Annotated in this window: 11 protein-coding genes; 6 read left to right on the top strand and 5 right to left on the bottom strand. The window is 71.1% G+C overall.

Annotated features, from left to right (window positions below; all coding sequences use genetic code 11):
- Positions 1–91: 91 nt before the first annotated feature.
- Together ACIOHC_RS03755 and ACIOHC_RS03750 are read right to left on the bottom strand one after the other, a co-directional pair.
- Positions 92–838 carry a bifunctional DNA primase/polymerase gene (locus tag ACIOHC_RS03755; RefSeq protein ID WP_351082513.1) on the bottom strand — a complete coding sequence of 249 codons (747 nt, stop codon included), beginning with the start codon at positions 836–838 and terminating at the stop codon, positions 92–94.
- A gap of 122 nt (positions 839–960) precedes the next feature.
- Positions 961–1,599 carry a TetR/AcrR family transcriptional regulator gene (locus tag ACIOHC_RS03750; RefSeq protein WP_365688387.1) on the bottom strand — a complete coding sequence of 213 codons (639 nt, stop codon included), beginning with the start codon at positions 1,597–1,599 and terminating at the stop codon, positions 961–963.
- Between the two features lie 171 nt (positions 1,600–1,770).
- On the opposite strand from ACIOHC_RS03750, the gene ddaH reads away from it, so the two are divergent.
- Positions 1,771–2,586: a dimethylargininase gene (ddaH, locus tag ACIOHC_RS03745; protein ID WP_401841205.1), complete on the top strand. Its 816-nt coding sequence runs from the start codon at positions 1,771–1,773 to the stop codon at positions 2,584–2,586.
- A gap of 35 nt (positions 2,587–2,621) precedes the next feature.
- Here the strand turns inward: ddaH and ACIOHC_RS03740 are convergent, their stop codons facing one another.
- Entirely contained in the window at positions 2,622–3,629 is a 1,008-nt protein-coding gene (locus ACIOHC_RS03740; RefSeq protein WP_351082519.1) for a small ribosomal subunit Rsm22 family protein, read from the bottom strand.
- 141 nt (positions 3,630–3,770) lie between these two features.
- On the opposite strand from ACIOHC_RS03740, the gene ACIOHC_RS03735 reads away from it, so the two are divergent.
- Together ACIOHC_RS03735 and ACIOHC_RS03730 are read left to right on the top strand one after the other, a co-directional pair.
- Positions 3,771–5,078 (top strand): hypothetical protein, encoded by a 1,308-nt coding sequence (locus ACIOHC_RS03735; RefSeq protein WP_351082521.1) that lies wholly within the window; start codon positions 3,771–3,773, stop codon positions 5,076–5,078.
- A gap of 88 nt (positions 5,079–5,166) precedes the next feature.
- Positions 5,167–5,691 carry a hypothetical protein gene (locus ACIOHC_RS03730; RefSeq protein ID WP_351082523.1) on the top strand — a complete coding sequence of 175 codons (525 nt, stop codon included), beginning with the start codon at positions 5,167–5,169 and terminating at the stop codon, positions 5,689–5,691.
- Between the two features lie 5 nt (positions 5,692–5,696).
- Here the strand turns inward: ACIOHC_RS03730 and ACIOHC_RS03725 are convergent, their stop codons facing one another.
- The gene (locus ACIOHC_RS03725) at positions 5,697–7,019 is read right to left on the bottom strand and encodes a multidrug effflux MFS transporter (protein WP_351082525.1); all 1,323 of its coding nucleotides are present in this window, start codon (positions 7,017–7,019) and stop codon (positions 5,697–5,699) included.
- A gap of 87 nt (positions 7,020–7,106) precedes the next feature.
- Between ACIOHC_RS03725 and ACIOHC_RS03720 the strand changes: the two genes are divergently transcribed.
- Positions 7,107–8,111 (top strand): Gfo/Idh/MocA family protein, encoded by a 1,005-nt coding sequence (locus ACIOHC_RS03720; protein ID WP_401841237.1) that lies wholly within the window; start codon positions 7,107–7,109, stop codon positions 8,109–8,111.
- Positions 8,112–8,156: 45 nt separating this feature from the next.
- On the opposite strand, the gene ACIOHC_RS03715 is transcribed toward ACIOHC_RS03720, so the two are convergent.
- On the bottom strand, positions 8,157–9,785 hold the full coding sequence (locus tag ACIOHC_RS03715) for an alkaline phosphatase D family protein (RefSeq protein ID WP_401841203.1): 1,629 nt from the start codon (positions 9,783–9,785) through the stop codon (positions 8,157–8,159).
- 262 nt (positions 9,786–10,047) lie between these two features.
- On the opposite strand from ACIOHC_RS03715, the gene ACIOHC_RS03710 reads away from it, so the two are divergent.
- Both ACIOHC_RS03710 and ACIOHC_RS03705 read left to right on the top strand, forming a co-directional pair.
- Complete coding sequence (locus ACIOHC_RS03710) at positions 10,048–10,818, top strand: SDR family oxidoreductase (protein ID WP_351082533.1); 771 nt, start codon at positions 10,048–10,050, stop codon at positions 10,816–10,818.
- A gap of 146 nt (positions 10,819–10,964) precedes the next feature.
- Positions 10,965–11,432, top strand: coding sequence for a lamin tail domain-containing protein (locus tag ACIOHC_RS03705; protein WP_351082535.1), 468 nt, complete (start codon positions 10,965–10,967; stop codon positions 11,430–11,432).
- Positions 11,433–11,536: the final 104 nt, after the last annotated feature.

The raw sequence follows: 11,536 nt of genomic DNA, 5'->3' as shown, positions 1-11,536 counted from the left end.
GAGCTGCAGATACTCCTCGCGATCTGGACCGGCGCCTGCCCCACCTGTCACCGCAACATGCCAGACCCCGCACCAACATGACCAAGCACTACTAGCGGCTCATCGGCCACGCCACCGAGCCCTGGTCGAGATCGCCCTGGTCCGCCGCGTCCGCGTACTGCGCACACGCGTCGGTGAGCGTCTCCAGCAGCGTCAGCGGATCGGGCAGCGGGTTCTCCGGCCCCCGGACCCACTGCACGTCCAGCTCACCGGGAAGCCTGGCCGGCGGCAGGAGTACGTAGCTGCCGCGGCAGTGCCAGCGCAGTCCCGGGTGCTCGTCCATGGTCTCGGGGTGGCAGTCCAGCTCGCACGGCCACCACTCGTCCTCGTCCTCGGGGGTACCACGGGTGGCGGTGAAGAAGAGCATCCGGTCGTCGCCGGACCGGGCGACGGGGCCGACGTCGATGCCCGCGGCGAGGAGCCGCTCCAGTGCCTGGCCGCCCGCGGACAGCGGGACGTCGAGCACGTCGTGGATCATGCCGGTCGCCGTGATGAAGTTGGCCTGACGCTGGCTGCGTGCCCAGCGCTCGATCTGGGCCCGGTCGGTGGTGGACTGCGTCTGCCAGGCGAAGGAGATGGGGTGCCGGGCGGGAGTGGGACAGCCGATGCGTTCACAGGAACATCGGTAGCCGACCGGGTGGGCGGCGGGCGCGATCGGCATTCCGGCCTCGGCGACGGCCAGGAGCAGCGCCTCCCGGGCGGTGTCGTCGACCTCGCGCTGCTGCGGTCTGGGTCGGCGGCGAAGCCATTGGGAAAATTTGCTCTCGGAGCCGCGATAACGGCCGAAATCGGCGCCCATCTATCCCCTTACCTCTGCGTTGCCCCTGTCCATCGTCCCACCATCCTGCGCCTCGGGTGGCCGGAGTCCCGAAGCGGGGTACGGCAGACAGCGCCATGAGCTGGGCGATATGACGCTTCTTGTCATGAAATGACGGGTGCGTCTCCGTACGGTGTCAACCCGCGCAGGGTGTAGTCGACGACCGTGTCCACGTACGCATGGGTGAGCGGGAGGGTCCGCAGCAGCCAGCGGTGGGTGAGCGGTCCGACGAGGAGTTCCAGGGCGATCCGCGGGTCGACGTCGGCGCGCACCTGGCCCGCCTCCTGCGCGGCGCGCAGCCGTGCGGCGTACAGCCGGAGCGACGGGTCGAGGAGCTTCTGGACGAATTCGGCGCCGAGCCGCGGGTCGACGATCCCCTCGGCCGCCAGCGCCCTGGTCGGCGCCTCGAAGGCGGGGTCGGTCAGCTCGTCGACGGTGGCCCGCAGCACGGCCCTGAGGTCGGCCGCGAGATCACCGGTGTCCGGAATTCCCTGGGCCTCGCCCCCACCGCTCCGCTCGGCGGCCCGGTCGCCGAGGGCGACGAAGGCGTCCAGGAGGACGGCCGCCTTGGAGGGCCACCACCGGTAGATCGTCTGCTTCCCGACGCCGGCCCGTGCGGCGATGGCCTCGATGGTGGTCCTGGGGTAGCCGACCTCACCGACCAGGCCGAGAGCCGCGTCATGGATCGCGCGGCGCGAGCTCTCGCTGCGGCGGCTGGAGTCGGGCGGCCTGTTCTCTGCCATGCCGGTCAATCTAGCAGCGGCACGAGTCGATACGTATCGTCTCATCATCGTCGGGAACCACCCGATCGGATCACTGCACAACCGGCCCCGGAGAGCGGACCATGGGCTCACGCACACACCCGTGCAAAGTCCCCCGCAGGCCACCCCTGCCGTGTTCGTGAGGAGCCTTCATTGCCTCGTGAAGCCACACCCCGCCGTTACCTGATGTGCGCTCCCGCCCACTTCAGGGTGACGTACTCCATCAACCCCTGGATGGACCCCAGCAAGCCCGTGGAGCTCCCCCTGGCCCAGACCCAGTGGGAGGACCTGCGCGACCGCTACCGCACCCTCGGGCACACCGTGGAGCTGCTCACTCCCCGGCCCGACCTGCCCGACATGGTCTTCGCCGCCAACGGCGCCACCGTCGTCGACGGCCGCGTCCTGGGTGCCCGGTTCGCGTACCGGGAGAGGTTCGAGGAGGCGGAGGCCCATCGTGAGTGGTTCCGGGCCAACGGCTTCACCGAGATCCACGAACCGGCCCATGTCAACGAGGGCGAGGGCGACTTCGCGGTCACCGCGTCGTACCTCCTGGCCGGCCGGGGCTTCCGGTCCAGCCCGCTCTCGCACGACGAGGCGCAGGAGTTCTTCGGCCGCCCGGTGATCGGGCTCGACCTGGTCGACCCGCGCTACTACCACCTGGACACGGCGCTGTGCGTGCTCGACGAGGCGGGGGACGAGATCATGTACTACCCGGGTGCCTTCTCGCCGGGCAGCCGGTCGGTGCTGGCGCGGCTCTTCCCCGACGCGCTGATCGCCGGGGAGGCGGACGCGGCGGCGCTCGGCCTGAACGCGGTGAGCGACGGGCTCCATGTGCTGCTGCCGCAGGCGGCCACGGGGCTCTTCGATCCGCTGCGGGCACGCGGCTTCGAGCCCGTGCCGATGGATCTGGGCGAGCTGCTGAAGGGCGGCGGCAGCGTGAAGTGCTGCACTCAGGAACTGCGCGGGTAGCCGGCCCGTCCGGCGGTTCGGTCGTCCGGCGGCCCTCAGTCGCCGGAGCGGCCCGCGTCGTGCGGCGGCCACGCGTCGCCCCACGCGATGTCCCGGGCGGCCCGGTACAGCTCGCCGTGCCGCTTGGTGACCGTGGCGCGGCGCAGCGCCTCGTCACGGGTGCACAGGTCCAGCAGTACCTGCCCCTTGCGGATCTGCGGTTTGCGGGTGACCCGCGCCCGGACGGGCTCCGTCCCGAAACGGGTCGCCACGACATAGCTGAACTTCTCGTCCTCGTACGGCAGCGAGCCGCCCTTGACCTGCCGGTGCAGCGAGGACCGGCTGACCCGGGCCGAGAAGTGGCACCAGTCCGTGCCCGGCTCGATGGGGCAGGCGTCGTCGTGCGGGCACGGGGCGGCGACCTTCAGCCCGGCGGCGATCAGCCGGTCGCGGGCCTCGATGATCCGGGCATAGCCGTCGGGGGTGCCCGGCTCGACCACCACGACCGCCCGTGCCGCGGCCGCCGCGGTGTCGACGAGGCCGGTGCGGACGTCCGCGGTCAGTTCCTTGAGCACGTAGGAGATGGTGACCAGGTCCGTGGGGGCGAGGTCGAGGCCCGCGCCGATCCGGGCCCGGCGCCACTCGGCGGCGCGCAGGCCGGGGATGCCGGAGAGCGCGGCCAGTTCACGGCCGAGGGCGAGTGCGGGCTCGGCCCAGTCCAGGACGGTCGTCCGCGGCCCCTCCCAGGTCCCTGCCACGGCCCAGCTCGCCGCTCCGGTACCGCCGCCGATGTCGGTGTGCGTGGCGGGCGACCAGTCCGGGGCGGCCTCCTGGAGCGCGGCGAGGGCAGCCCGTACGGCTTCGAAGGTCGCGGGCATCCGGTACGCGGCGTACGCGGCGACGTCGGAGCGGTCGCGGAGCACCGGGGCGTGGGTGGGGGTGGTCCCGCGGTAGTTGGCGATGAGCCGGTCGACGGCCTGGGCGGCCTGCTTGGGCGGCAGCCCGTCGAGCAGTCCGGCCAGCGCCGTGCGCAGGGCTTCCGCGGTGGAGAGGGTGGCGTTCACCGACGAATTGTAGGCGCAGGCCACCCGCCCGCTTCCGGCCCGGCACCGGTGGTGAACCACAATGCCTGCGAACTGCCGCGAGCCCTGCGCCAGTTGCTACGCTGACCGGCGCGAGGTCGGGATCGCCCATCGAGGGAAACCATGAGACAGAAGATCGTGCGCCTGGTTCTGGTCGGCGGAGTTCTCCTGCTTGCCATGCTTCTTCTGCTGGCCACCTGCGGCAGCGGTGAGAAGAGCTCCGAAAAGTCGAAGAAGCAGGTGAGGACGAGTGCGTCCGCGGTGACGCGGCTCACCGTTCCCTCCGTGTTCGCGCCGGAGCGCGGCTGGGAGCTCATCGGCACCTCGCCCGACTACGCGATCTCCCGGACGACGGGCGCTCTCGCCTACCTGGCGCGGGTCTCGGAGGGCAAGTACCAGCTGCGGACCATCGACTCGGAGACCGGAGAGGCGGGCTGGCACGGGGAGGCGTGGCGGCCCCCGTCCCCGCAGCACTTCCCGAAGCTCGTCCCGGTCACCGTGGGCGACCACGAGTACTTCGTGACATGGGCGTACGGGAAGGTCGGCGAGAACGCGCTGACCCCCGCCGACACGATCGTCTCGCTGGACGTCTACAACGTGCAGGACGGCTCCCGGCGACGCGTCGAGGTGCCGTGGAACTCCGTGCCGACGGTCTCCACCACCGGCCCCGGCATCCTCATCGGCGACGGCCGGACGAACAGCGCGGTCGTCGACCCGGTGACCGGCCGGGTGTCCACGGTCGCCGCCTCCGCGCTCAAGTACCCGAAGGGCTGCACGAGCTGCAAGCAGCTCACCGAGGTGCTCGGCATGACGGAGAAGGGCCTTCTCGTCACCGGGGCCAAGGAGTTCTGGGTGCAGGGCGGCTGGTTCAGCCGCGATGTCGCCCCCAAGGGCACCGACCGGCTCAGCGGCATCCCGACCTCGGTGATCCCGGGCATGGTGCTGGCGAAGTGGCAGCTCGCGAAGGGGGCCAAGCGCGCCACCACCCACGACCTGTGGACGGTGCACGACGTGGAGACGGGCAAGCCGCTCGCCTCGGTGGAGTGCAGCAAGCCCGCGATCAAGCCGGGCCAGTACCCGCAGCTCGTCTCCGCGCCCTCGGGGAACTTCCTGGTGGCCGGGCCGCTCGCCTTCGACCTGCTGACCAAGCGGGGCTTCTGCTTCGAGGGGACGGACGGCACGAAGCCGCTGACGCTGGCGTCGGTGAACGACGACGGCATCGCGTACGGCGCGGCGAACGCCCGCAACGCGGCGGACGTACTGGCCGGCGGCGGCACCCCCGTCGCGGTCGCGATCAGGAGCGGCACGACAGGGGCCCTGCCCTCGAACCAACTGGTCCCGGGCGAGGTGACGTCGGACGGTGTCGGGCTGTTCCACTGGACGGACGAGAAGGACCGCCCGCATCTGATCGGCTACCCGAGCGCCCATTAGGGCCTCCCGTCCGGATCGCGCCGGGCCGATCCGGACGAAAGGACCCCAGGTCCTGTCCGGCCGTACGGAAAAACGCTCGCGCGGCACCATGCCCCGTTGCCAGAACGGGGCATGGGCATCTGGACCGACACCTTCATCGCGCCCGCGGAGCCGGCTCTGCTTCCACCCGAGGCCTTCGGGCGCCTCGTGGTCGATCCGGCGCGCGAGCGCCTGGTCCGAGTGCCGTGGGCGCTCGTCGCACGAGGAGGCCCGGCTGCTCGCCGCCGGGGACGCGGTCCTCGACGTACCGCCGGCGCTGCGGGCCGCTCCGTACGGCGCCGAGGACATCGCCGTCACCTTCGCCCACATGGACTTCGGCAACCGGGCGATCACCGAGTACTTCCGCTACGAGGACCACCGCACGATGCTCGTCCGCTTCGCCCTGGCACGCCCGCAGCACCGGCCACTGTCCGCCGACGAGCACACGGACCCCGGCGGGCCGACGCACCCGGTGCGGACCTGCGTGGTCCACACCTTCAAGCACGCGTCCGAAGAGGGCGCGGTACCGGCGCTCGCCTCCGTCGTCTCCCGCCACCTCGGGCCGGACCTGATCAGCGGCAGCACCTGGGGCTGACCCCGCTACGCCGCCCGCTGCCAGGGCCGGCACAGCCCCAGGAAGCAGGCCATCGCGCCCGCCGCGCACACCAGTTGCACGAGAGCCATCGGGACGGCCGTGTCCTCGCCCGCGATCCCGACGAGCGGCGAGGCGACTGCCCCGATCAGGAACGACGACGTGCCGAGCAGCGCGGAGGCGGACCCGGCCGCGCTCTTCGTACGCATCAGGGCCTGCGCGTTCGTGTTCGGCATCGCGAGCCCCATAGCCGACATCAGCACGAAGAGACCGGCCGCCACCGGTACCAGCCCCACGTCCCCGAAGACCCCGGAAGTCATCAGCAGCAGTGCGGCCGCGGCCAGCACGATGACCGAGAGGCCGAAGGCGAGCGCCTTGTCCAGGCTGATCCGGCCGACCAGCACCTTGCCGTTGATCTGGCCCACGACGATCAGGCCGACCGAGTTGATGCCGAAGAGCAGGCTGAACGTCTGCGGCGAGGCTCCGTAGATCTGCTGCACCACGAACGGCGAGGCGCTCACGTACGAGAAGAGGGCGGCGAAGGCGAGGCTGCCCGCGATCATGTAGCCGGTGAAGACCCGGTCGGCGAGCAGCCCGCGCATGGTGCGCAGCGCGTCGCCGATGCCGCCGGTGTGCCGGTCCTGCGGCGGCAGGGTCTCGTGCAGCCACTTCCAGACGATCAGGGTCAGGGCCACGCCGACGACGGTGAGGACGGCGAAGATCCCCCGCCAGTCGGTGAACCGCAGCACCTGGCCGCCGATCAGCGGGGCGACGATCGGCGCGACGCCGGAGATCAGCATCAGGGTGGAGAAGAACCTGGCCATCTCCACGCCGTCGTACATGTCGCGCACCACCGCGCGGGCGATGACGATCCCCGCCGCACCGGCCAGACCCTGCAGGAGACGGAAGCCGATGAGGAGTTCCGTGGTGGGGGCGAAGACACAGATCGCGGTCGCGACGACGTAGATGATCATGCCGAGGAGCAGCGGACGGCGTCTCCCCCACCGGTCGCTCATCGGTCCGACGACGACCTGTCCGAGCGCCATGCCGGTGAGGCAGGCGGTGAGGGTCAGCTGGACGGTCGCGGCGGAGGCGTGCAGGGAGTCGGTGACCGCGGGCAGCGCCGGGAGGTACATGTCCATGGAGAGCGGCGGCAGCGCGGTGAGGCCGCCGAGGACCAGGGTGACGAGGAGTCCGGTGCGCCGGGCCGCTTCGGTGGCGGCCGGATTCCCGGGGGGTGCGCCGGTGGCCGCGGGCTCCTCGGCCCCGGTCCCGGTGGTCGATATGTGTGTGCGTTCCTGCTGGGCCCGGCTTGCGCCGCTCTCCGGCATTCTCATCTCCATGTCATTGAATCCGCCTCTATGCTCTCAGCTCAGCCGCACTGGTCGAGACCTTTTTGGGGAGCAGTCATGACAGGCATGAGCAGGTCCGTGCGTTGGGGCGTACTGGCGACCGGCGGCATCGCCGCGACGTTCACCGAGGATCTGCGGGCGATGCCGGACGCGGAGGTGGTGGCCGTCGCATCCCGTACGGACGCCTCGGCGCAGGCGTTCGCGCAGCGGTTCGGGATACCCCGGGCGTACGGCAGCTGGGCCGCTCTCGCCGCCGACGACGAGGTCGACGTGGTGTACGTCGCGACGCCGCACTCGGCGCACCGGGAGGCGGCCGCCCTCTGCCTGGAGGCCGGCAAGCACGTGCTGTGCGAGAAGGCGTTCACGCTCAACGCGCGGGAGGCGGGTGAGCTGGTGAAGCTCGCCCGGGACCGCGGTCTCTTCCTGATGGAGGCCATGTGGACGTACTGCAACCCGGTCATCCGGCGCATGACGGAGCTCGTCCGGGACGGCGCCATCGGCGATATCCGCACCGTGCAGGCCGACTTCGGCTTCGCGGGCGACTTCGGCCCCGGACACCGGCTGCGCGACCCGGCGCTGGGCGGTGGCGCGCTGCTGGACCTCGGGGTCTACCCGGTGTCGTTCGCCCAGCTGCTGCTGGGCGAGCCGGACCGGGTGCAGGCCGACGCGCTGCTCTCCCCGGAGGGCGTCGATCTGAACACGGCCATGCTGCTGAGCTGGTCCCGGGCGGGCGCCTCGGCGCTGCTGAACTGTTCGATCGTCGGGGACACCCCGGTGACCGCGGCGATCACCGGGACGAAGGGACGGATCGACTTCCCGCACGGTTTCTTCTATCCGGAGCGCTTCGTGCTGCACCGGCCGGGACAGGAGCCGGAGGAGTTCACGGCGGGAGCGGCGGGCGCGGGGCTGCGCGGGATGCAGTTCGAACAGGCGGAGGTGGCGCAGGCGCTGCGGGCGGGCGAGACGGAGTCGCCGCTGGTGCCGCTGGACGGTTCCCTGGCCGTGATGCGGACGCTCGACGCGGTGCGTGACCGCATCGGCGTCCGCTACCCGGCCGACGACCTCGGCTGACCGGGACCTCTGCGCGCGGGGCCTCGGAGGAGCTCGCAGAACCTCTTACGCGGGCGTGAGGCCCTGGTTCCCCACCTCCGTGACGAACGATCCGGCCGTCGCGACGGGCGCGCCGGGTGTGGTGACGGCCGACACCGTGCGGTAGTCGGCGCGTGCGCGCTCACGGCCCAGCGTGATGACGGCGTATCCGCGGCGGCCGTTGAAGAACTTCATGTGCGGATTGGCCCGCATCTGGTTGTTCCAGCTGCCGGGCCTGTCCGAGCCGTCCTTGCCGCTGGTGATGGACGTGGCGACGATCTCCGTACCGACGGTGCGGGACGACGGGTCGTCGAAGTCCTGCTTCAGGTCGAAGCCGTAGCCGACGTGCACATCGCCGGTCAGCACCATCAGGTTGTGGATCGCGGCGGCCTCGGCCCCCTTCAGGACCCGGTCGCGGGAGGCGGGGTAGCCGTCCCACGCGTCCATGGACAGTTTGTAGGCGTCGGTGGGCACATCGCGCCGCCGGGCGAAGGTGACCTGCTGCGGTACGACGTTCCAGGTGGCCCGCGAGGTGTGCCAGCCGCTGAGCAGCCAGCGCTCCTGGGCGGCGCCGGTCATGGTGCGCGACGGGTCCTCGGACTGCGGTCCCGGCTTCTGCCAGCCGTCGCCGTACGCCTGGTCGCTGCGGTACTGGCGGGTGTCGAGGATGTCGAACTGGGCGAGGGCGCCGAAGTGCAGGCGCCGGTAGAGCTTCATGTCGGGACCGGTCGGGCGCTGCGGGGTGCGCAGCGGCTGGTTCTCCCAGTACGCCCGGTAGGCGGCGGCGCGCCGCAGCAGGAACTCCTCGGGCGGGACGCCGTTCTCGGGGATGTCGCCCGCGTAGTTGTTCTCGGTCTCGTGGTCGTCCCAGGTGACGACGAAGGGGTGCGCGGCGTGGGCGGCGCGCAGATCGGGGTCGGACTTGTAGAGGCCGTACCGCAGCCGGTAGTCCTCCAGCGTGATCGTCTCCTTGTCGAAGTGGGCGGGGAGCGTGTGGTCGGTGTGGTTGCGGGCGCCGCCGGTCGCGTTGACGGCGTACTCGTAGAGGTAGTCGCCGAGGTGGAAGACGACGTCCACGTCCTCCCGGGCGAGGTGCTGGTACGCGGTGAAGTAACCGTCGTGGTAGGCCTGGCAGGAGACGGCGGCCAGGCTCAGGGCGCTGTTGCGGGCGCCGCGGGCGGGCGCGGTGCGGGTCCGGCCGACGGGGCTGGTCCATGCCCCGGTGCGGAAGCGGTAGTAGAAGACGCGGTCGGCTTCGAGGCCCTTGACCTCGACGTGGACGCTGTGGTCGAACTCCGGGTGGGCGGTGGCCGTTCCGCGCCGGACGATGCGGGAGAAGCGCTCGTCGCGGGCGAGCTCCCAGCGCACCTGGACGCGGGCCCGGGGCAGTCCGCTGCCGGGCTCGTACGGTCGCGGGGCGAGCCTCGTCCACAGCAGGACCGAGTCGGGCAGCGGGTCGCCGGAGGCGATGCCGAGCGTGAACGGGTCGTCGCTGATCCTCCGGGCGTCCAGCTCGGCGGCGCTCGCGGTGCCCGCGGCCGGCAGACCGACCGAGAAGGCGAGCGCGGCGGCGGCACCGGTGACGGTGAGGAAACGGCGGCGTCCGACGTGCCTGGCGGCGTCGCGCATCTCCTGCTGGTGCGATGAGTACGTCATCTGTCCCTCCCCTGGCTGGTGGTGTGCTCGGAAAGTCCACCGGTCCAGCACATCGAACGATTGTCGTGTTCGCGTCGCCCTGACGTCGCGCGGATGAGGAACGCGGCAGGAATGGATCCACGAGGCAAAGCGCGCATACAGGACGGGAACCATGATCATCATCGTGCGCCGCCCGAAGCGCGAACCCGCCGCCCCGCACACCTTCTTGACCCCATGTGGCCCCACGCGACCCGCGGAACGCGAAGGCGTACGCTGCGGCGCCATGAGCAACAAACTGTTGAACGACTCGAAGACGGCGGTCGTGACGGGCGCGGGCTCCGGAATCGGCCGCGCGGTGGCGCTCGCGTTGACCGGCGCCGGCTGGTCGGTGGCACTCGCGGGCCGACGCCCGGAACCCCTCGCCGAGACCGCCGCACTGGCCGGGGAGAACGCCCGGGTGATCACCGTCCCCGCCGACGTCTCCCGCCCCGAGGACGTGGCCGCCCTCTTCTCCTCGGTACGGGAGTGCTTCGGCCGCCTCGATCTGCTCTTCAACAACGCGGGCACGTTCGGCCCGCGTTCCGTCCCGGTCGAGGACGTCTCGCCGGAGGACTGGCGCGCGGTGGTGGACGTGAACGTGACGGGCGCGTTCCTGTGCGCGCAGGCGGCGTACCGGCTGATGAAGGCGCAGGACCCGCAGGGCGGCCGGATCATCAACAACGGTTCGATCTCCGCCCACGCGCCGCGCCCCCACTCGGTCGCCTACACCACGACCAAGCACGCCATGACGGGCCTGACGAAGTCGCTGTCGCTGGACGGCCGTCCGTACCGGATCGCCTGCGGCCAGATCGACATCGGCAACGCCGCCACGGACATGACCGAGCGGATGCGGACGGGCACCCTTCAGGCCAATGGCGAACTGGCGGTGGAGCCGGTGATGGCGACGGCGGACGTGGCCCGGACGGTGCTCCACATGGCGGAGCTGCCCCTGGAGGCGAACATGCAGTTCGCGACGATCCTGGCGACGACCATGCCGTACGTGGGACGCGGCTGACGGATCCGCCCGAACCGAGCGCCCGGCGCGGACGGTTGCCGCCCGACGACCGCACCCCGGCCGGATTGCGCCCTTTCCGGCCGAACAGGCGTGCGCTGCCCTTATGCTCACAGTTCTTCACCGGAACTCCACGCAAGGATCACAGCATGCGCATACCCACCGCGGCACCGCTCGCCCTGGCCGCCGCCACCGCCCTGGCCGGCTCGCTGCTCCTCACGGTCCCGGCCTCGGCCGCCTCGCACAAGGGCGGGCTGCACCTCGGCAGGATCCAGTACGACAGCCCCGGCAAGGACACCCGCACCAACGCCTCCCTCAACGCCGAGTGGGTGGACATCCACAACAACGGCAAGTCGAAGCTGCAGCTCAAGGGGTACAAGCTCAAGGACAACACCGGCTACACGTACACCTTCGGCAGCTACACCGTCGGCGCGGGCAAGACCGTCAAGGTCCACACGGGCAAGGGCAGGAACGGGTCGGGCCACGTCTACTGGAACCGCGGTTCGTACGTCTGGAACAACACCGGTGACAAGGCCCGGCTGATCAAGCCGAACGGCAAGCTCCAGGACTCCTGCTCCTGGACCAGGTCGGACAAGGGCGTCAAGAACTGCCACTGAGAGTCTGTCGGGTGACCTCGGACCGGATGGCGGACGCGGTCCGGTGCGTGCGATTCCGGGGCGGAGGAGGGAGTCGACGCGGAGCGTCGGCGACCGACGACAAC

Source organism: Streptomyces sp. NPDC088252 (genome assembly GCF_044740965.1).
In the GTDB taxonomy this organism is placed as follows: domain Bacteria; phylum Actinomycetota; class Actinomycetes; order Streptomycetales; family Streptomycetaceae; genus Streptomyces.
Note: the sequence above shows the minus strand (reverse complement) of the source record. Positions and strands in the feature narration are given on the sequence as shown.